This is a genomic window from Candidatus Shapirobacteria bacterium, assembly GCA_041659325.1.
Classification (GTDB): domain Bacteria; phylum Patescibacteriota; class Microgenomatia; order UBA12405; family UBA12405; genus JBAZYN01.
In genome coordinates this window covers 66,065-86,991 of record JBAZYN010000003.1, presented here as the reverse complement: position 1 = coordinate 86,991, position 20,927 = coordinate 66,065, and the positions used below count along the sequence as shown (strand labels likewise).

The following is a 20,927-nucleotide window of genomic DNA, read 5'->3' as shown; positions in this document are numbered from 1 at the left end:
GAGGACCTTTCTATTTCAAAATTTGGGTGCAAAATCTCGTTTCCAAGATCGCTAGTCATTCTAACTTCGCCTTTCGCTTCTGTCAACAAGTAAAACCGATACATTTTCTTATTACCAATTACCAATTACTGGTTACCGATTACCAAGTGAAATGTTGCGGGGCCGGGAGTTGAACCCGGCCTGTGAGATTATGAGCCTCACGTGCAGCCGTACACTACCCCGCATGTTGCTGATTCGACTGTTGGATTCTAGCACATAAAATCGGCATTATCTAGTCAAAAACTCATCAGTGTATTTCTTCTCCTTAAGGCCTTTTATCCAAAAATCCCTACTGGTTCCCACTCCCAGTAGTATCCTTGCTTGTCTCTCCATAAAAGCGCTACTGGTAGCATAATCAATAGTTCTCAAAAGTTTTCTATTTTCATCCTGCAAACTACTTACCTTATCCTCCAGCGCCTTATTTTCTTTCCCTGCCTCCCTCAAAAGGGAATATTGTCTCCACACGTTGCCCAGACTCAAGATTATCATTATCCCCAGTCCCAGGCCAAATAAAATATTACTTATTAATTTCATCGGTTACATATATTGTATATTATCCCTAATAATGGTACTATAAGTCATTATTTGTAAACTATTATAAACAACATGCCCGATCTATCCCTTGAATCCACCTTGGATCTTTTTACCAAATCTCTTTTAACAAAAGGTAAGTCCACAAACACCATTGTAGCCTACAAAGGTGATATTAATCAGCTGATCCACTTTTTAAAGGCCCAGTCAAAAATCACCGGAGTTGATGCCGTTCGTGGCACCGATATTGACAACTTCAAAAAAGATTTAATGAAAAACGGCTATACCGCCAAGTCAGTCAGTCGAAAACTAAACTCCATCAAAAATTTCTTTTCCTTTTTAAAAAATGAAGGCCTCATCTCTGTCGATCCTTCCACCGAAATAAAACATCCCAAGTACGAAAATGATGTCCCCAAAATTTTAAAACCAATTGAATACCGGTCTCTGCGCGACGCCTGCCGAAATGATGCCCGGTCCACCGCCATTGTCGAGCTGATGCTTCAAGCCGGTCTAAGGATCAAAGAAATCGAAAATCTAAAGTTGGAAAACATCAAAGACAATGAAATTATCATCGACTCATACGAAAGTCACAGTGTCCGCACTGTTCCTCTAAACAATTCCGCCAAATCAGCTCTAAAAAGATATCTCGATGAAGGTCGTTACAACAGCAAATCCAAAAGCGTTTTTGTTACCAAAACCGGCCGTCACCTTCTAGCCCGTAACATCAGAAGTTTATTAAATCGCTATTTCAACAAGGCCGACATCAAGGGTATCAAAGTCAATGACTTGCGAAACACTTTTATTGCTTTTCAATTAAAATCCGGCGTTCCCATCGACGTAGTTTCCCAAATTGTCGGTCACAAGCGCATTTCCACCACCGAAAAATACATGGAGCTTATCGAAGCCAAAGAAGAATCCAAAGGCATCAAATTAAAAGAATTATAAATTTTATTAATAAAATATATGCCCAATGGTTCACCAGAAGCAAAAACGGGCGACCAAACTAAAACGGTTATTTTAGCAACTCCTGCTTGTTTTAAATTGACAGCCTGTCTTAGAGATAAAGATATTGGTCTATGTGGTGTTTCCACACCCCAAGATAAGGGCAGGACATTCTGTGGCCGTGCAGAAAATGGCCTAACGACAATGGCCAATAGTTACCTTGCCGCACACAGACAAGATTTAGGTCTTCTCCCCGTAGCGGCATTTGTCGTAAACGATACAGAAGTCGATCTTTGTACCGTCGCTGGTCATGACCGAGTTACTACGTTAGCCACACTGCGTTCAGGCAGAGTCATCAACAATAAAGAACAGATTCCGATACCAGAAATCACCCGGTAATCCATCCACATTAAATTAAAAGAATAATAAATTTAAAAATAAAATAAAAATATGGCTGATCCAGAAAGAAAAGTTACTCCACCAATGCAATTACTGTATACCTATTGTTTTTATCCGGGGAATCCATGTTATCGGATTCCAGGCGGGTTTAACATTGGTATGTGCGGTATCGCCAATCGGGGCGCCGATCCCGGCACAATTTGCTCGGTTGCAAATAGTGGTCTGACAAATATGGCCGAGCAGTATGCAGTGAACCACCCGGGCACTTTCGCTGCCACACGGTTAGCTCCAGAAAGAGTCGATCTCTACCTTTTAAACACAAAAGGACAACCATCCAAGTGCATTGCCCGTTTAATTTCGGGAAGAGTTAAGGTCTTTTCACGAGATATTACAAACCCTGATTCCCAAAGTCTCTCCGACTCAAGGCCAAAATCCTAGTAAATAGGGTAGGCGAATAAAATTCTTAAATTCCCCCTTAGAATCTCGCTCTCTTGTCAGGAAAAAATTTTCCGCTTATCGAAGCCAAAGAAAAATTGCAAGGCATCCGCCTTAAGGAATTATAAATTTGTATTAGCCTGCTCTGTCAAGGGAAGGTGTCCCGACTTTAGTCGGGACGGAAGGGTTTTTTCCTAGAATCTCGCTCTCTTGGCAATTTCCGCTTCCACAATCTCTCTCGGTCTGCCGTATTTCATCGACGACAGCTGCTTTATCATCTCCGCCAGTTTCGGGTTCCCCGGTTTTTTCTTTTCCACCGCCGCCACCCGCACCGAGAATGGTGACTGGGGGACACCGTTAAGCATTGTCTTCATATAAATTTCTCCCGTTCCCAGGTTCAAAAGGTCATGTTCGTTAAATTCCGGCTGAAACTGCCGCACCAAGAACCCTGCATCGGCCACTCCCACCCTAAAAGTCGAAATTGTACCTACGTTTCCGAAAACGGCATTTTTTACCTCATCATCCATCTGTGAAATAAATTGGTTGGCCACGATCAAGTTAAGGTGGTATTTTCTGGCTTCTGACAAAATTACGGCAAAATCCTGGGTGGCAAAATTTTGAAACTCATCCACATACAAATAAAAATCCTTCCGGTTCGCCTCTGGCGTATCCTGCCGGCTCATGGCCGCAATCAAAATTTTGGGGATTAAAACCAATCCCAAAAAGGCCGAATTTTCCTCGCCAATTGTCCCTTTGGCCAAATTAATAATCAATATTTTCCCCTCATCCATGGCTTTTCTAAAGTTAAACGACGACGTCGACTGCCCGATAATATTTCTCATCATCGTGTTGGTAATAAATCGGCCGAATTTTGACACGATATAGTCCAACACCTCCGATTTATGAAAATCCGAAGTTTGGGCGATTTGATCAGTCCAATATCTTTTTACCATCGGGTCGTTCACCTTTGGTAGCATTGCCTGCACATAAGTCGGATCGGTCAGACACCGGACAATCTCGATAAATGTCGCCCCCGGCTCTGCCATCACCGTCAACATAATGTTTCTTATTGCATGTTCAAACCTAGGTCCCACAATTCCGGTTTTATAAGGATCATACAGTTTATACATTAGGTTAATAATCGAGCTAGTCACAAAATCTTTCTGGTCCTCTCTCTCACATTCCATCACATTAAAGCCCATCGGCCGGTTCACCATCGACGGGTCAAAATAAATCACATCCTCCACCCGCTCCGGTGGAATCCTCTCCAATATGCTTTCAAACGTATCATGCGGATCAATAAAGCACACCCCCTTCCCGGCTTTAATATCTTGTAGCGCCATGTCTGCCAAAAGCCACGATTTACCCACCCCTGTTTGTCCCACGATATAAAAATGCCTTTGCCGGTCCGATGCTGTCATACACACTTTTTTAGTTATCCCTCGATACACGTTGTCGCCTATATACAGCCCCTCCTGCACAGCCTCATTCGGCGCCGGTGCCTTTTTTGCTTTCAGCCAGTAAATATTTGGTGTTTCAATAGATTTGTTGGGAAAATGAAAAATCGATGCAATCTCATCTGTCGACAATATGGTCTTGTTTTTAAACCAATACACCACCGGATATTTATAGATAAAATCATCCACAAAAAATGACTTAAGATACATTTTTTTAGACGACAGTTTATTCCACGGTGATTCAAATTGGCCAAAGCATGCCTTAATATTCGAAATATTTAATTTCGCAACCTCGCTGCTCGGGGCACACGACACTATCCTTATTACCGTTTCAAAGCCCTGTCTTCCCGCCTTATTCTCCACCGCCTCCAGTTGTCTTGCATCCACTTTATACGAGGCCTTCTCCGGGTTTGCCTCCGACTTTTTAGTACTGCTGATAAAGCTTCTCCCCGCCTTTGCCCAACTGCCGTCAGTCGGCGAAAGTACCAATTGTATCGCCACCGTTTCCCCGGTACTTAGTTTTGACAAAGCCGAAGTTACAGCCGCCATTGGGTCAGTCGGAATTTCCTTATATGTTTTCAAAGGGTAATGCGGCAGCTTTTTTAGTGCCAACCATACATATTCCACTTTCCCATCCTCAGTAAATATATTTGGCTCATCCACTTGTCTTACGTCAGCCCCGGCATAAACACTATAAACCTGTTTTTCCACCAAATCCTGAAGTTTTTTCGGTGTGCAAATATAAAACCTAATGTCTTGCGCCGTTCCCACAATCTCTAGCGATAAATTGGGTTGGGCTACATAGGTTTGCAAAAATTTAAACTTGGCGCTTTTGTACATGGTCGAAAACGAGCTAATTATCTGCTCCATGGCATCAATTTTTATCTCATTATCCTGTGGTACTGCTACCATCAGCGTCACCATCCCAAGTGATTTGGCTTCTCTGTCTCTCCATCTATACCTTAAAACCAGCAAATACCCCAAAAATCCCAAAAGCAGGATCACCAACGTCCCGATAAATGCAAATACAATTATTGATGTCACCAGGCTGATAATAGTTTCCGGGTTCATTCGTCTTTAAATTTAACTTTTCCTTTCTTAATTTTAATCACTCTGAAAATAAAAACCGATAGCCACCTTCCGGCATCGCTTATTGCCTTGCCAAAGCCTGCCGCAAAAGTACCTCTCGTTATCGGTAGTTGAATCACCGGATCCGTCGGTGCTGTCGGTGTCATCACCGGTTGTCCTGTCCTGTCATCATTCACAATTTTCTGCACCGTCTGGTCTTTTTCCACCTTTTCCATCCACGATTCCACTTCCCGTGGCAATGGTGCTCTGGCCGCTGTCTCCACGTCCACCATTCTCGTCTCTTGCTTCCCGCCGATTTCACCTACCCCCAGTCTTTCTTTATTTTCTGCCATACTTACAAAGTATAAGTCAAACTCGCCCTTTCAGCCAGTACTTCTTCCATACCCCGTCATTGCGATCCGCCAACTGGCGGAGTGGCAATCCCTGCCTGCCGGCAGGCATGGTTTACGGCAAGAAACACGAGATCGTCACATTCCCTCTATTCATTCACAATGACGAGTAGTGCCCCTCCTTTCTTCAAAGGAGGGGATAGGGGTGGATTTAATTGAGCTGGTTACCGATTACCGGTTACCAATTACAGATTACCTGATAATTCGTAATTCGTAATTATTAATTCGTAATTCGTTATAATCACATAGTGGATACCGGTAGCGACCAATCAATCTCCAAAATCAGGAATATCGACAACAGCCGTCTCTGGCTGCCACTCCTTACTTCCGCCCTCATAATTTTTCTTTTTGCCATTTTTATCTGGTTTTTCCGCGGCGGCAGCTTTCGTTTGTACGCCAGTATCTTTTTTACCCTTTACAACTTTACCGGCCAAATCTGGGTTTCCGTCCTCCTTATCGGTGTTATCCAAAATCTTGCTTTTATGCCTCTCCGTCTTTTAGGTGACTTCTTCGACACCAGGCTCAAAGTCTTCGAGGAACTACTGGAAAATACCAAAGAAAATGACCAGTACTTCGTCTTTACCGAAAAGATAAGAAAGGGAGATGCCACTATCGTCTTTTATGTTTTCAATTTTATTGTCAATGCTATTGCCTTCTTTTCCGCCGGCCGGATATTTCTTATCGATTTTTACAACACCCCCCTTGATCCAAAACTCCTCTATGATTTCGTCAAATATCCCGACTATCCTCTTCGCGGCACCGACTTCCGCCTCCCTTTTTTCAAAGTCACCGAAAGTTATGCCCTTGATTGGTTAACCATCGCCAAAATTTGGCTTGGTATGACTTTGTTTTTCGTTCTCGGCCGGTTTCTTTGGCGCCTTGTCAAATTTATCTTTTCGCGCAATAAAAAAATTCTCTCCGCCCGCATCAACTACAACCGGATGTTACTAAAAATTGGTGGTTTCAGCGGCACTCTTTTTATCCTCTCCACTATTATCCTTCGTCACCTCCCCACCTCCTTTCAGGGGGTTACTCTTATGGCGGATTTGACCCGTCAAAACAGTACCATGAATCTAATCACCGCCATTGGTACATTTCTCACAACCTACCACGCTGGTTATACCGGCGCCGCCAAAGCTTCCGATACCGCCCAAAAAGCCTCTATCGCTCAAGAGGCAATCAACAAAGTTTACAAAATCAAGATGGATCAAACCTTCAAAAACGCCGTCATTCTTGGTATCGGCGCATATATCGTTACTAGCAACATTCCCAGTGCCTTCGAGTTATCGGTGGCCACTTTCGAAGTTCTCTATATTGTCTCTCCATATCTATTCAAAATAACCAAGCTCCGCAAAGCCTCGGAATGATTTTATAATTTTATCCGACGTAATCTTTAATGAAATCAAAATGGAATCTTTCCTTGCCTGAAAATTCAGAAATTCCCCACCATATCGCCATAATTCCCGATGGTAACCGTCGTTGGGCCAAAGCCAGGGGCATGTATACCCTCGAAGGCCACAAAAAGGGTTTTGATGCCGCTGTTGAAGTTACCGAAGCTTGTTGGGAAATCGGCGTTCACACCGTCTCCGTCTGGTGTTTTTCCACCGAAAACTGGAACCGGTCAGCAGAAGAAATTGCCTATCTCATGAAGCTCTACGAGCTTTTTCTCAAAAAACAAATTGACTCCGCCAAAAAAGAAAAAGTAAAAATTATCCACCGTGGCCGTAAAGACCGTATTCCCAAAAGTTTGGCCTCAGCTATCGCCAAAGCCGAAGCCGACACCGCTCACTTTACCGATCATGTTTTCAATATATGCCTCGATTACGGCGGCAAAGACGAAATTACCCGCGTTGTTTCTGCCATTGTCGCCGACAAAATCAGTCCGGACAAAGTCGATCAACAGTTGATCGACAAATATCTCAATCTGCAAAATCAGCCCTATCCCAATCCCGATCTTATTATCCGCAGCTCCGGTGAACAGCGCCTATCGGGCTTCATGTCCTGGCAAAACGCCTATGCCGAATTCTATTTTGAAAAAGATCATTTCCCCGATTTCAATCCGTCAAAAATCATTGACGCTGTCATCGAGTTCAACCGCCGCCACCGCCGCTTCGGGGGAAATTAACAAATTTTGATATCATCAGATATGTCGATCGACCGTTCGTCTGATACTCAGGGATTACCGTTTGACTTGAATCATCATCACAACACTACCGAATCTAAATCAACCAATGTTTATCTTCCGGATAGTGGCCAAGGTGTAGTGGTCAAGGTCGCCAAGGACAATTTTTGGGACCATACTCCGCATCAGGCTTGGAACGAAGCAAAAAAATTACGGACTCTGGAAGAGTTGACGTTAAGGACCGCAGGGGAACAAGCCAGACAATCCATAGTCGCTCAATCTTATCTGGTTGTTGGGGGTACTGCTCCCGGGACAAGCCGGATTGCCCGAATACAGCAGTTTGTCGAAGGTACTCCTCTTAATAAACTCGGGCTAAAGGGGATTTTGAGTTTACCGCCTGCCGATATCACACAGCTTAGATGTATTTTATTCGATTCAATGAAATGCTATTTAAGATATGGAGTAAATTACGATTTAATCGGAAGGGACGAAAGTGTCCCCGACAAGATGTCACTTCTTTTTATCGTCGACAGGGCTGTTTTTTCTCTCCGCCACTCCAATAATCTATTCAAAACCCAAGAAGGTATAAAGCTAATCGATCCAAACACCCCCGGGACAGAAAAAGGCGAAAAGTCCCTCACAAACAAGGCATTGCAGGGCATCCTATTCGTTTCGGCTGCCACTAACTATCTACTTCTTTCCGTCCGTCAGTTTTTCCACCACTAATCGATATTTTTATAAATTACGCCTATGCCGAATTCTATTTTGAAAAAGATCATTTCCCCGATTTTAATCCCTCAAAAATTGTCGACGCCGCCATCGAGTTCAACCGCCGCCACCGCCGCTTCGAGGGAAATTAGAGCTTTCCTGGTTTTTTGTTTTTTTAAATTCTTAATTTCCCTTTTCCCCGTCATTGCGACCCTGAGCTAGTTTATCCTGAGCTTGTCGAAGGGCTTGCCCTGAACATAGTTGAAGGGAAGGAGTGGCAATCTTCCGCCCCCGTCATTGCGAGAAGCCTTTCAGGCGACGAAGCAATCCTTACAGGATTGAAATAGTAGAGTTGTTTTAAGATTGCTCCTGCCTGTCCGACGGGCGGGACAAATTGAAATTTTAAGAGGGATTTAGTGCACTCGCTTACAGCTAAGGCTAATTACAGTTTACAGATTACTAATTACCAATTACTGATTACCGATTACAGATACAAATCTGTTAATTGTTAATTATTAATTTGTTTATGCTGGCTTTAAACTTTAGACTTTCGACTTTAAGACTTTTAGACTCTATACTTAACCAATGTCCCGCTTTTCAAAGGCCGTCTTTCTCCAATTTTACGGCACTGTCGGCGCCGGAATTTTCGCCCTGCCTTATCTTTTTTACAAATCGGATTTTTATTTTTCTCTGATATTTTTGGGAATTCTCACCATCGTCTCCGGTTTCATAAATTACTTTTATCTCGAAGTTGTTTTAAACACGGCCGGGGATCATCAGTTTTCCGGTTACGCCCAAATCTATCTTGGCAAAAATTTCAAAACTCTTGCCTCCCTCAATATTCTTCTGCTCGGTCTTGGTGCCACCATTGCTTATATCAAGCTTTTCTCAAATTTTTTAGTCATTCTTTTCCCCTATATTCCGCTTTTTGCCGCCTCAGTGATTTTCATAATTCTGCTGGCTTTTAGCCATCTCTACCGTTTCGATCTCATCCGCCGCCTGGAAAACATTATCCCCATCGCCATCCTTCTTGTTCCTCTTCTAATTCTCTCTGCCGCCCTGCAAGCTCTTCCTCCGGCTCTCAGCTCGGTTGTCCCCAATTTTTCTTTTTTCGGTTCTCTTATTTTTGCCCTCAGTGGTTTTACTATAATTCCCGAAATAGAGGAGCTTTTTCGCGGTCAGCCCGACAAATCCAAACACACCGTCCTGGCCTCCCTTATCGGTTTGCTTTTAGTTTCACTAATTTATTTAATTTTCAGTTTTTCCGTTATTCGGCTTAGCGGTTTTTCTCTGTCCGTAGATTCGATCACAGGCATCTTCAAAGTCTCTCCCTGGTTGGGGAGATGCCTGGCGGTTTTTGGACTTCTAATTACCTACGAAGCTTCTCTCAATTTTCTCTTAGTCTTCCGTGAGCTCTTTTATCGTGACTTCCGTCTCTCAAAACCTGTTTCGCAAATTCTTCCCCTGGCTATTCCATTTCTTAGCCTTTTTCTATTTTCCGTCCCCTTCATCCAGGTAATTTCTCTTACCGGCGCCATCACCATATATGTTTCTGCTCTCATGATTTGCGCCATCCGCCTAAGAATCAATCCCCGACCTGTCACCTTCCTTCTTGCAGTTCTTATCTTTGTATCTCTTACTTTTGGTTTATTACTCGAATTCGGCTAAACCCTCCCCTGGCAATAATCAATGTTCTCCCTTGTCAAAGGGAGAATTAAAGAGGGATTTGGATTGCACGGACTCATTCTCGAATTCGGCTAAACCTTTCTTACCGATTACTGATTACAAAATTATTTGTCTCTCCCCACCTTCGGTCCCTTTCTTGCTTTTACCACCATCTTTTTGTATCATACCAATACATGTCACCGTCTCACGCAGAAACTTATCTTATCAAACGTAATCCCGATCAAATAGAAATAACCAGAGCTACTTTAGAAAGAAATGGTCACAGTGTTCGTGAAACTGCAGATTCCCTAGAAAAAGCTTTAGCGCTAATTCCTCGTATTCCTGAACGGGCAGTTGTAATTGTGGCTGATAATTTGGGCACTAGTAGACGAGATGGACAAGCCGTCGCAAGCGAAATTCGTAAACAGATCGGAAACGAAGTAACCATTATTTCCCACACTAAAGACGGACAGCCTATTCTTAGAGCAAATTATAATAGTCCAGAAAGAGATGGTTGCCAGGCGCTAGCGGATATTGTCACTCAGGCATAATAGATGGGTTTCAACCAAATGACCTCCTCCTCGTATTCAGTTAACCCCTTCCGTCATTGCTTCTTACCCGTCATTGCGCTTCTCCGCCTTTGGCGGAAGGAGTGGAACGACGTGGCAATCCCTGCCTGCCGGCAGGCAGGGGGATGTTTTGATTTCAATTATCCCTTGCCCTGTCAAGGGAAAGGGTAGGGTTAGGGTTTGAATGCTACAATTACTCAGTGGAAAATCAGGTCGACGAAATCAAGCAAAAAATAGACATTGTCAATGTAATATCCGCATATTTACCGCTAAAAAAAAGGGGCCGCCACTATGTCACCAATTGTCCATTTCATGGTGAAAAAACCCCTTCGTTTTTAGTTTCTCCCGAGCTACAAATTTTCAAATGTTTTGGTTGCGGCAAAGCCGGTGATGCCTTTACTTTTTTGCAGGAATACGAGCACATATCTTTTCGCGAATCTCTCGAGCAGCTGGCCAAAATCGCTGGGGTAAAACTCCAACAAAATGAGGATATCAGTCGCGAAGAAGCCGCCAAAAAAATCCTCATCGAAATCAACAGCCACGTTGCCAAATTCTACAACTATATTCTTTTATCCCATCCTCTGGGCCAAAAGGCCCTTGATTATGTTTTAGACAGAGGGGTAACAAGGGAATCAATCAAGCTATTTCAAATTGGTTTTGCCCCCACCGATTCCAGGCTCATAGCCAATTTTCTTCAAAAAAAGGGTTATACCATCCGGGAGCTTTTATCCACCGGTACCTTCGGCCAAAGTCAGTACAAATCAGGCGGTTTCTACGACCGCTTTCAGGGCCGCCTCACCTTTGCTCTCACCGATTATCGCGACCGGGTTTTGGGCTTCTCCGGCCGGATTCTCCCTTTCGCCCCCAATCAAAACATGGCCAAATATATAAACTCTCCCGAAACCGAAATTTATCACAAAAGCCAAATGCTTTTTGGCCTTAATTTAGCCAAAGAAGCCATAAGAACCAAATCCTCAGTTGTCATCGTCGAAGGGGAGTTTGATATGATCTCTCCCTACCAGATAGGTATCCAAAACATTGTCGCTCTCAAAGGTACTGCCTTTACCCAGGATCAGCTCCAACTTCTCAAACGTTATACCGACACCCTTATTCTTGGTCTTGATTCTGATTTCGCCGGCAACAATGCCGCCAAAAAAAGCATTGAATTGGCCGATAATCTCGGTTTTGACATCCGGGTAATTGATCTAGAAGGCAAATACAAAGATCCCGACGAGGCCGTCAAGGCCGATCCCGATTTTTTCCGTTCCAGGCTTTCCAAGGCCGTGCCTATCTGGGATTTTATTATAGACTCCAGTATCAAAAATTTTGGTATTGCCACTTCCCGCGGTAAGAGCCAAATTATGGCCGCCGTCCTGCCCTTTTTAGCCCGAATTTCCGACGCTGTTACCAAATCCGATTATTTGGGGAAACTGGCAAACCGTGTCGGCTCCAAAGAAGAGGCCGTGGTTGCCGAGTCGGCCAAATATAGCTCATACTCCAAGTCCAATATCACCGTTTCCGCTCCCGTATCAGCCACTCCCTCCGGTCCTCCCAAAAAAGAAAAACTGGAAGAAATTCTTTTAATTCTCATTATTTCCTGCCGGGATCCCTCCAAAGTCGCCAAAAAACACGCCGCCGATCTCTCCCTTTTTGACACCCCCCGCTTCAAAACCATCGCCGATACCCTGCAAAAAACCAAAAAATTTGACCCCAAAACCTTCCGCGATACTCTTCCGCCCGAAATTAGGGATACTTTTCAAAGTCTTTTCATTGCCGCCGAGTCTCAAAACTTCGAATCCGGCAAAAAAACCCGGGAAATAAAAAAGACCATCAGCCAGTTGAATATTATCTATTTAAAGGATAAACTAAACAATCTCAGTACGGTTATTGCCAATAGTGAAAACTCAGACGATGAAGTCGATTTAAAAAGCATCGAGTCCGAGTACAACCAGCTACTTGCAAAACTTGCTGCTTTTCAGTCCCAAAAAAGGTAGATTTACTCAATAATTTCATATACAATACACCGATGCCAGCTACCCTAGATTTTTCCAAGATAAAACAAACCCTAGTCGCCCAGGCCAAAAAGCTCCACTATCTTACCAACGAAGAAATCATCGCTCTTATTCCCGAGCCGGAAAAATATATTGAGCAGGTAGATGATGTTTTTAATTATCTTTTCGAGCGTGGTGTCGATGTTTTCGACAAAGTCGAATCCAAAGAAGCCATCGAGGCCGAAAAACAAAAACTCAATAGCGCCGATCTTTTGGCCCTACTGTCTCCCAAAGGCAGTATCGACTCGGTCCGCATGTATCTCAAAGAGATTGGCAAAATCGATCTTTTGGTTTTCGAAGACGAGGTCAGATTAGCCAAAGAAATCGAAAAAGGTTCTCAGGTCGCCCGGGCTGACTTAATCAATGCCAATTTAAGGCTTGTTGTTTCCATTGCCAAAAAATATATCGGCCGCGGTTTGACTTTTCTTGATTTGGTTCAGGAAGGCAATCAAGGCCTTATGCGCGCTGTCGAAAAATTTGATTGGCACCGGGGTTTCAAGTTTTCCACCTATGCCACCTGGTGGATACGTCAGGCTATTACCCGCGCTATCGCCGACCAGGCCAAAACCATCCGTATTCCCGTTCATATGGTGGAAACCATCAACAAAGTTTACAAAGCCACCCGCGCCCTTACCCAAAAACTAGGCCGCGAGCCGACCATCGACGAAATCGCCGAAGAGGTTGGGGTTACTATCGAAAAAGTAGAAGAAATTTATCGGATCTCTCAGGACACTACTTCTCTGGCCACTCCGGTCGGCGACGATGAAGACTCATTTTTAGGTGACTTTATCGAAGACACCACCCAGCCCTCTCCCTACGAAGAAACTTCAAAAGAATTATTGCGCGAATCCATCGAGGAAGTTCTCGATAGCCTCGACGAGCGGGAATCAAAAGTTTTATCTCTCCGCTTTGGTTTGATGGGGGAAACCCCCAAAACTCTCGAGGAAGTCGGCAAGATTTTCAATGTCACCCGCGAGCGTATTCGTCAAATCGAGGCAAAAGCCCTGCGAAAATTAAGGCACCCTTCCCGTAGAAAAAAGCTCATGGATTATTTAGAATAATCACATCAGCAAGTCACCTTTTTAAAAATGTCCGCACAATCTGAAGTCGATAAAATCCATACTGCCCCCGCCCCCGCCGATCAACCGCTTTTACACGAAATTTTTGGTACCAATTACCCGTCTTCTCCTGCGGAAGTTGTAGAAAGTATGGACAAAATAGACCTGACTCCATGGTTTGCCGGTACCCGTTTGAAACAAAATTCCGGCTGGCTAAGATTATCATTTCCAAATCTGGAGGCCTCTCGGCTTTTCGTTCTTTCGCTTGTTGTAGGGGAGGTCAAAGCGGCGCATCTCGATCCTGTTATGATCAGCGACGATTTTTTCAGTTCCGAGTTTCTAGTCAGGAATCGGTTAGACGGCGACCAGTGGTCATACACCGAACAGCCGGAAGCCGGATCCCAAAGGATTGAATCAACTTTAATTCTAGGATATGCCCCAAGCTATGGCCCCGAAAGAACAGGCCGATATTCTGCCGTTGTTCGCGGTCTTGTCACGGAAACCATGCCCCATCTGGCTGCAGAGATAAAAGACTTTGAATTCAAGTAATTTTTCTGCTCCTCCGGCATTCTCGGTCACTCTCATTCTTGACAACCCTCAAAATTTGGCCCATTATATTATTAATATGAACCCAAACAGCAATCGTCTTTATATCGCCCTCGGCGCATTTTCTTTATTTGCTCTCGCCTTATTTCAGGGAGCTCAGCTCTGGCTGACCACCCAAAATTCCCAGGTGTTAGGCATCAGTTGGCAAAATATTCTAAAACAATTACCCGTCGGTAGTTCTTCAGTCACCACCGTGAAAAGACAAAACTCTGAAACTCCAAAAGTTATGCCAATGCCAAGTGGCACCAAAGCCTGGGGTTGGGGTACCACCGACACCTCCGACGGCGGCACCAGACAAATGATGGGCGAATCCGGTCAGGATCTTGCCAAAGGCATCCCTTGTGAAACCGCCCAAAAGTTCTATGGTTTTATTTGTGAAGATGACGAACTAGGCCAGGGAATTCTTGGTATGGGCATGATGCTTGGCAACAAAGCTATCCCTCTTCCTTCCGGCTTTCAGATGCCCACCGGCTTCCAAATGCCCTCCGGAGTTCCAAAAGTTCAGACCGGTCTCGCTCAGGGCGGGGGTAACCAATACGGTATGGGTCTAAACTGTGAAGTTTTCCAAAAGGTCATCGAAAACCAAACTTATTGTGCCGATGGTTTTGTCACCAAAGACGAAATCAAAGAGATCATCAAAGCCAATTTGCCCGAGATGACTTCACTCCCGGTTCCCTCCAAAACCGTTCGTGTAACACAATAAAATTTAGCCGTTTCTAGATTTTTACCGCCCTTTTTCGACCACTTGTAAAATTCGGCTTAAAGTCACTCGTATCAAAACTGGACCAGTGGATCTCTGCCACTCCATTTCTGCGGTATCAGACTCGTTTTTTCCTACCACCAACCTTTTCATGGAATCCACGGGACAAGCAACTAAAAGGGCAGAATATTTTCCTTCTCTGCCATTGCCGCCCGCAAACCAATCAGCTCCAGCCGCCACAAAGCCCTGGCCTCCCCTAACCTGAAATTCGCACGGGACTTTTTGTGTGGATTCCTCTTCACCCACCTGTAAATCAACCTCTTCACCCCCGGGTTCACCCCCAATTTCTATTTTAAATGGACTCATATTTTTTAAACCTTATAACACCCGATATTATAACAAAACTGTTAAAATTACCCATGCCATATTTCAAAGTCGCTGCCCATGGTCTTATAAAAAAAGACGGCAAATTTTTAATCACCCACCGCTCACCTATAAACGACTATATGTCAAACGTTTGGGATATTCCCGGCGGGTCCATAGATTTTGATGAAAGGGCTGTCAATGCCCTAAGTAGGGAAATCAGGGAAGAAGTTAATTTAGAGGTAGATATCGAAAAAATAATTTTCTGCTTCGATCACCTATCAAACCCCGAACGCCATCAGTTCCAATTGGTTTATTCTTGCCGGTATAAAAGCGGGATAATCAAATTAAATCCCGAAGAACACGATGATTACAAGTGGGTGACAATCGAACAGATAAAAGATCTCCCCAAAATTGCTTTTTTAGACGCCCTCTATCAGGAACTAAAATAACCCCGTCCTACCACCTTTTTTTCCCCCCCCAACGTCATTACGCCTTGCCCTCCGTAGCCTTGGCAAAGTCGGTAGCGTAGGAGGGTCATTGCGACCCTGAGCCAGTTTACCCTGAACGTAGTTGAAGGGAAGGAGTGGCAATCTTAAAACCTCTAGACCAAGTCAACACGTCATTGCGAAGGAAGGAATGACTGCGGCAATCTTAAAACCTCTTGCCTCAGTTTAATAAAAGGTCGAATAAAGGGTATTTTATCGGCGTAGTTTCGATGATATAATCCCATACGACCCTCTCGCTCTTTAATATAATTTTTCTCAAAGAATTAATTATTCCCAGCGTAATTCCGGTAAATCGGAAAACGCTGTAGGAACGTTAATTTTTCAAAGAAAAATTTTACGTTCCCCTGTAGCCCCGCTCGCGAAAGCTGGAGCGAAGCTCCTGCGGGCGAGTCAATGGTAGTAACATTAAATTATGTTTTATTTCACCTATGTATTAAGGAGTTTAAAAGATGATGGAATCTATATTGGTTACACTAATAATCTTAAACATAGGCTAAAACTTCACAATTCCGGCAAAGTAATTGCCACTCGCGATAGACTTCCGGTCATATTAGTCTATTTTGAAGGTTGCACCAACAAAGAGTTGGCTATCAAAAGGGAGAAAACTTTAAAAACTGGTTTTGGCAGAAAATATCTCAAGACTAGAATTTAAAAACAACATATACCATTCCCCTGTAGCTCAATGGTAGAGCGCCCGCCTGTTAAGCGGTAGGTTCGTGGTCCGAATCCACGCGGGGGAGCATTCCGGCGAGCTCAATGCGAGCTGAAAATCCGAAGGACGCGGTGGAGTCAGAATAATTTTAGGTACTGATATACTTATTTATGGCAGAAACTGGCGGGGAGATAGTACTGGCAGAGCCCAAAGAAGCTCCATATGCGATTCCAAAAGAGATTCCACGAAACAGTTTAGACTTTCGTATAGCGCAACTCGAACAGGTGAGTCGTATAAGAAGAGAGAGTGTTGAAGCGATGAATGTGGTGGATTCTATCGAGGATATTCGGGTTTCTGCCATTGCTCATGCTCAAGAAGCGGAATTGTCCGATTGGGAAATTGATGGGATGAAGCGAGTATTTGATCGGTGGGACAAATATGATCAAAATTTATCAGAAGCGATGGGACGAGCAGAAACTGCTTATTTTAATCTTTTTCCCAATGTAGACAAAGAAACATCAATGGATAGTGTTGAATACAATAAATTTGTGGCCAAATATCTTTATAGGGATTTATTTGAAAAGGAACCACAAGGTAATCTGGGTGTATTTTTTCATGGAAGAGTCGGAGTCTGTTTCATTTATGACGATGGGGAGGATTTTCCACAATTTGGAAATCTTCGCGAAGGAAAGACTGAGACCGGTGGTGCTTTACTCAAGGGGCGGTTATCTCCATCGCTGTGGGAAGAATCGCGGGTTAGTCGATACCGAGTTTTAGTTTTCCCAATCGCTGAGGTGACTAGTGACTTTGAGAAAATGATTAAACATGTTAATACTGATGGAAAATTAGCTCATGAAGTAGATCATGATATCCGTCACATTCTTGATGAAGAATTTACAGAGGGTTACACCGATGAGAAAGGGGTTGAAAATCTAAAGAAAAGATATGTAGACATCCTAAATAATAGTTTCAGATTTGACACAACAGAAGGAGTTGAGGCGTATGATCAACACGCACTGGAATTAACAATGATGGCTAATCAGGCTTATGCGGCAGCTAAGGATGAGTTACTTGCACATATGGCCGGGCTGGCTGACTATTTGGCCAGAAGAGGTGAGGGCGGTAGAATTGACCCTCAGAAAATGACCCAAAGCTTAATGGAGAACTATAATTTTCTAGGAATAAATCCAACTCATAATCATTTTCAAAGAGCAACCGACGAGTTAAGAAGCCATCTAACAAGAGCAATGGAGGTATTTGATCATGTTGCCTGTGATATTTATCGGAGTGATTATGTTTTGACGGCTGGAATATTGGAATTATTTGATATCACAAGATGGCCTGCGGTTTCTAGGGCAATCGAAAATAAGACTAGAAGGCATGGGTTACCCGCCTTTATGCAATGAATTATTTTCGCTGCCCATTATGCTTGTAAACGAGAGGGTATGGTATTCACCTATGTACGAATCACAATTCATAAAGACAGACGATACTGATTTATGTCTTCCCGAAATGAATTATCAGTTCTAAAATCATTCCACTCGTCGAACGGGATTGGGATATAATATATAAAAAAATATGAACAATTTACCCGACGAAAATTCAAAAAGATTTGTCGCTGTTTTAAATAAAAAAATTGAAACCGGCAAACTTATGAACGCCTTAGGCCATATGACTGCGGGTTTAGCAGGTGGGTATGGGAAACAAGACGAAATGTGCTTTTTGCAATATGAAGACAAGGATGGTGGCAAGCACCCCAATATCTCCCATTTTCCTTTTATTGTTCTTCAAGCCGATAACTCCAACAAAATTCGAACTATCCGAAACGAAGCAATTAAAAGGGGCATTCCCTTTACCGACTTCACCAGTACCATGACAGTTGGCACATCAGAAGAACAAGTCCGGGCAACCAAGTTATCATCGGAACAGGATTTAGAATACTATGGGATTTGCTTGTTTGGTACAACAGTTGAATTAAAAGAAATTACTGGCAAGTTCTCTTTGTTCCGGGGTTAATTTTACTTTTCATTTCTTCTCTGATTTGAACTCTCCTTCGGCAAACGCTTGCTTGTTAAATCTGCGTAGAATAAAAGCAACCCGGCGAAGTAAAATATAAAGATAAAACATGAACGCAAAACCTTTTATTAAATGGGTAGGTGGAAAGGGGAAATTAATACCTGAACTGGAAAAATATCTCCCGAAAAAATTTACCCGCTACTACGAGCCTTTTGTTGGAGGAGGAGCACTTTTCTTTTCTCTAAAACAATCAAGAGACATCTCGTTTGCTTCGATAAATGATATCAACCGCAAGTTAATTACCGCCTACAAACAAATTCAACAAAACCCCAAAGAATTAATTTCTCTCCTAGGGATCATGGAATCGAACTACAAAAAACTTTCCTTCAAAGAACAGGAAAAAGATTATTATAAAAAAAGAGAAATATACAATAACGATAAACTTAATAAATTAAATACAACTGCCTATCTCATATTTTTAAATAAAACTTGTTTTAACGGCATGTACAGGGAGAATTCCAAGGGGCAATATAATATCCCATTTGGTGATCAAAAAAACCCCACCATTTGTGATAGAGAAAACATTCTAGCCGTTTCAAACGCCCTAAAAAATACGGAAATAACCGATCTGGCTTTTGAGGAGTCTGTAAATAAATGTAAAAAAGGGGATTTTATTTATTTCGACCCACCTTATTGCCCCCTAAACGCTACGTCAAACTTCACCAGTTATTCTAAAAGTTCATTCGGTCCCGAGGAACAAAGAAAATTGAGAGATATTTATGTTGAATTGGCAAATAGGGGCTGTTTCATTATGCTTAGTAATTCAAACGCCCCACTGGTTTTGGATTTATATAAAAAATACAAAAAAAATATTCACGAAGTTTATGCCGCACGTTCCATTAACAGTAAAGGTAATAAAAGAGGCAAAATAAAAGAAGTTGTAATTACTAGCTATACAATCTGATATTTACCAGATTTAACTAATTTTATACTGTTGTAATCTTCAGGATTTTCGAATTCAAATTGCCAAATTGAATAAATATTTTCACTTAATTCCTTGTCAAAAAACAGGGTAATCACTTTTTTATTGGTCTTACTTTGCCATTGTCTAAACGGATAATAAAGTTGTCTAATAATTACGTCTGAAGCACTAAAATTTTTTGCCTCGATTAATACAATCTGCTCTTTTCCTTCATAGCCAGCATCTACTTCAGTTTGGACACTTGAAACTGTAATTTTTTGTTTCCCCACAAAGAAATCAAATTCAGGGGTATATTTTCTTCCCCTAATAGTTAATACTAATGTTGGATCATCTGTGAAAGTTCTAATTAAACTGGCGGCATACGCATAATCCAAATGTTGCATTTCAGAATTACCAACTAATGTTGTTTCGAGAGAAAAATTGAGCTTTGACGAATAATTGGTTACTTCTCCAGTAATTTGGGGAATATCTGTATAGCCCTCACCCTTGATTATATTATAAAATCCATTTTTAACTGGTAGAAGAAAAAGATTATTTTCTTTGAAAATAGTTGGTCTGTCGTGTCTGCAATCTTGTTTACATAAAATACGCACTTCCTTTTCTCCTGTTTCCTTATAATTTTGACAGGCCCTCTTTATTTGAGTTGCAGATATTGGATATGGCGAATCATCAAAATTATGTTCAAGAATTTTATATTCGTCAAAAATTTTTTTCCATGAAACACTATTTGCCATTTAAAACCAATTATATACCTGATCCCGATTTTTCCTTCGATAATTTCTCAAATCTTTTTATTGATAGGTCAAGATATTCTTTTTCAATATCTATTCCAACAAATTCTCTGCCATGTGCAACTGCTGCCAACCCTGTGGTGGAACTGCCCGTAAACGGATCAAGAACAATATCATTTTCTTTTGTACTCGACAAAATAATCCTGTTTAACAGGTCCAAAGATTTTTGTGTTGGATGTTTCCCAAAAGTTTTCTCCGCCTTTTTAGGGGTATAAATTGCCCAAACCGATCTCATCTGAAAACCTTTCTTTTTTAAAAAATCATTAGGCCAGTCATTATTTTTTATCAATTCATAATTAAAAATATGCACACCTTTTTTTTCTTTCCTCGCCCATATTAAAGTTTCATGACTAGCTGTAAAAAATCTACAACTTAAATTTGGAGAAGCATTGGGTTTGTACCAAACAATTTCATTTAATATTCGATAATCATTTAACTGCAAAGCATAACCACATTGATAAATTGAATGATAAGTTCCACTAATCCAAATTGTTCCATTTGGTTTTAATATTCTTTTACATTCCTTAATCCATGCCATGTGAAATTTCAAATTCTCTTCTAATCCTTTACCCATATCCCATTCACCTTTTTTAACACTCACCATTTTTCCATTTTGGCACGTAAAAGTACCACTGGATAAAAAATATGGGGGATCTGCAAATATCATATCCACGGAATTATCTTTAATTTTTTTTAAAACGCTCAAGCAATCTCCCTGATATAAACAAAAGTTTTTTTCTTTAAAATAAGGAATCACAAAATAATAATAAGCCGAACAAAACCCGAAGTAAATAGAATGTTTCCCCCCGCCTATCATTCTTCCGCCGTCCTCCAATCGGTAGGGCGTTGATGAA

23 protein-coding genes and 2 tRNA genes are annotated in these 20,927 nt (G+C 42.2%); 18 read left to right on the top strand and 7 right to left on the bottom strand.

Annotation, left to right across the window (positions count from 1 at the left end; translation table 11 throughout):
* Nucleotides 1–154: 154 nt before the first annotated feature.
* Nucleotides 155–224 (bottom strand) — tRNA-Met (locus tag WC841_05305).
* 43 nt (nt 225–267) lie between these two features.
* Nucleotides 268–573, bottom strand: coding sequence for a hypothetical protein (locus WC841_05300; GenBank protein ID MFA5828743.1), 306 nt, complete (start codon nt 571–573; stop codon nt 268–270).
* Between the two features lie 72 nt (nt 574–645).
* Here WC841_05300 and WC841_05295 point away from each other — a divergent pair, with 72 nt between their 5' ends.
* The 3 genes from WC841_05295 to WC841_05285 are packed head-to-tail and all read left to right on the top strand — an operon-like array spanning nt 646 to nt 2,349.
* The gene (locus WC841_05295; GenBank protein MFA5828742.1) at nt 646–1,515 is read left to right on the top strand and encodes a tyrosine-type recombinase/integrase; all 870 of its coding nucleotides are present in this window, start codon (nt 646–648) and stop codon (nt 1,513–1,515) included.
* Between the two features lie 18 nt (nt 1,516–1,533).
* Nucleotides 1,534–1,911, top strand: coding sequence for a hypothetical protein (locus WC841_05290; protein ID MFA5828741.1), 378 nt, complete (start codon nt 1,534–1,536; stop codon nt 1,909–1,911).
* 51 nt (nt 1,912–1,962) lie between these two features.
* Nucleotides 1,963–2,349: a hypothetical protein gene (locus WC841_05285; GenBank protein MFA5828740.1), complete on the top strand. Its 387-nt coding sequence runs from the start codon at nt 1,963–1,965 to the stop codon at nt 2,347–2,349.
* A gap of 191 nt (nt 2,350–2,540) precedes the next feature.
* On the opposite strand, the gene WC841_05280 is transcribed toward WC841_05285, so the two are convergent.
* Entirely contained in the window at nt 2,541–4,874 is a 2,334-nt protein-coding gene (locus tag WC841_05280; GenBank protein MFA5828739.1) for a DUF87 domain-containing protein, read from the bottom strand.
* Entirely contained in the window at nt 4,871–5,224 is a 354-nt protein-coding gene (locus WC841_05275; protein MFA5828738.1) for a hypothetical protein, read from the bottom strand. The genes WC841_05280 and WC841_05275 overlap by 4 nt, the downstream gene beginning before the upstream one ends.
* 305 nt (nt 5,225–5,529) lie before the next feature.
* Here WC841_05275 and WC841_05270 point away from each other — a divergent pair, with 305 nt between their 5' ends.
* From WC841_05270 to WC841_05230, 9 genes are all read left to right on the top strand, one after another.
* Nucleotides 5,530–6,648, top strand: a complete 1,119-nt coding sequence (locus WC841_05270) for a hypothetical protein (protein MFA5828737.1) — start codon at nt 5,530–5,532, stop codon at nt 6,646–6,648.
* 29 nt (nt 6,649–6,677) lie between these two features.
* Entirely contained in the window at nt 6,678–7,406 is a 729-nt protein-coding gene (gene uppS, locus WC841_05265) for a polyprenyl diphosphate synthase (protein ID MFA5828736.1), read from the top strand.
* Nucleotides 7,407–7,427: 21 nt separating this feature from the next.
* Entirely contained in the window at nt 7,428–8,129 is a 702-nt protein-coding gene (locus WC841_05260; protein ID MFA5828735.1) for a hypothetical protein, read from the top strand.
* A gap of 567 nt (nt 8,130–8,696) precedes the next feature.
* The gene (locus tag WC841_05255; GenBank protein MFA5828734.1) at nt 8,697–9,779 is read left to right on the top strand and encodes an aromatic amino acid transport family protein; all 1,083 of its coding nucleotides are present in this window, start codon (nt 8,697–8,699) and stop codon (nt 9,777–9,779) included.
* A gap of 191 nt (nt 9,780–9,970) precedes the next feature.
* Entirely contained in the window at nt 9,971–10,327 is a 357-nt protein-coding gene (locus tag WC841_05250; GenBank protein MFA5828733.1) for a hypothetical protein, read from the top strand.
* Nucleotides 10,328–10,545: 218 nt separating this feature from the next.
* Entirely contained in the window at nt 10,546–12,339 is a 1,794-nt protein-coding gene (dnaG, locus tag WC841_05245; GenBank protein ID MFA5828732.1) for a DNA primase, read from the top strand.
* A 32-nt stretch (nt 12,340–12,371) separates the two neighbouring features.
* A complete protein-coding gene (gene rpoD, locus WC841_05240; protein MFA5828731.1) occupies nt 12,372–13,457 on the top strand; it encodes an RNA polymerase sigma factor RpoD in 1,086 nt (361 codons plus the stop codon).
* Nucleotides 13,458–13,484: 27 nt separating this feature from the next.
* The gene (locus tag WC841_05235) at nt 13,485–14,003 is read left to right on the top strand and encodes a hypothetical protein (GenBank protein MFA5828730.1); all 519 of its coding nucleotides are present in this window, start codon (nt 13,485–13,487) and stop codon (nt 14,001–14,003) included.
* 76 nt (nt 14,004–14,079) lie between these two features.
* Nucleotides 14,080–14,763 carry a hypothetical protein gene (locus tag WC841_05230; GenBank protein ID MFA5828729.1) on the top strand — a complete coding sequence of 228 codons (684 nt, stop codon included), beginning with the start codon at nt 14,080–14,082 and terminating at the stop codon, nt 14,761–14,763.
* A 21-nt stretch (nt 14,764–14,784) separates the two neighbouring features.
* Here WC841_05230 and WC841_05225 read toward each other — a convergent pair whose 3' ends face one another.
* Nucleotides 14,785–15,126 (bottom strand): hypothetical protein, encoded by a 342-nt coding sequence (locus WC841_05225; protein MFA5828728.1) that lies wholly within the window; start codon nt 15,124–15,126, stop codon nt 14,785–14,787.
* A 53-nt stretch (nt 15,127–15,179) separates the two neighbouring features.
* Between WC841_05225 and WC841_05220 the strand changes: the two genes are divergently transcribed.
* The 6 genes from WC841_05220 (at nt 15,180) to WC841_05195 (ending at nt 19,264) form a co-directional block, all read left to right on the top strand.
* Nucleotides 15,180–15,575, top strand: coding sequence for an NUDIX hydrolase (locus tag WC841_05220; GenBank protein ID MFA5828727.1), 396 nt, complete (start codon nt 15,180–15,182; stop codon nt 15,573–15,575).
* A 469-nt stretch (nt 15,576–16,044) separates the two neighbouring features.
* Nucleotides 16,045–16,284, top strand: a complete 240-nt coding sequence (locus WC841_05215; protein ID MFA5828726.1) for a GIY-YIG nuclease family protein — start codon at nt 16,045–16,047, stop codon at nt 16,282–16,284.
* A 16-nt stretch (nt 16,285–16,300) separates the two neighbouring features.
* Nucleotides 16,301–16,372, top strand: a tRNA-Asn gene (locus tag WC841_05210).
* Between the two features lie 82 nt (nt 16,373–16,454).
* Nucleotides 16,455–17,690 (top strand): hypothetical protein, encoded by a 1,236-nt coding sequence (locus tag WC841_05205; protein ID MFA5828725.1) that lies wholly within the window; start codon nt 16,455–16,457, stop codon nt 17,688–17,690.
* 172 nt (nt 17,691–17,862) lie between these two features.
* Entirely contained in the window at nt 17,863–18,300 is a 438-nt protein-coding gene (locus WC841_05200) for a DUF2000 domain-containing protein (GenBank protein MFA5828724.1), read from the top strand.
* 109 nt (nt 18,301–18,409) lie between these two features.
* Nucleotides 18,410–19,264: a Dam family site-specific DNA-(adenine-N6)-methyltransferase gene (locus WC841_05195; protein MFA5828723.1), complete on the top strand. Its 855-nt coding sequence runs from the start codon at nt 18,410–18,412 to the stop codon at nt 19,262–19,264.
* On the opposite strand, the gene WC841_05190 is transcribed toward WC841_05195, so the two are convergent.
* Nucleotides 19,252–20,016 carry a hypothetical protein gene (locus WC841_05190; protein MFA5828722.1) on the bottom strand — a complete coding sequence of 255 codons (765 nt, stop codon included), beginning with the start codon at nt 20,014–20,016 and terminating at the stop codon, nt 19,252–19,254. The genes WC841_05195 and WC841_05190 overlap by 13 nt on opposite strands.
* A gap of 10 nt (nt 20,017–20,026) precedes the next feature.
* Nucleotides 20,027–20,830 carry a site-specific DNA-methyltransferase gene (locus WC841_05185; GenBank protein MFA5828721.1) on the bottom strand — a complete coding sequence of 268 codons (804 nt, stop codon included), beginning with the start codon at nt 20,828–20,830 and terminating at the stop codon, nt 20,027–20,029.
* Nucleotides 20,831–20,927 lie beyond the last annotated feature (97 nt).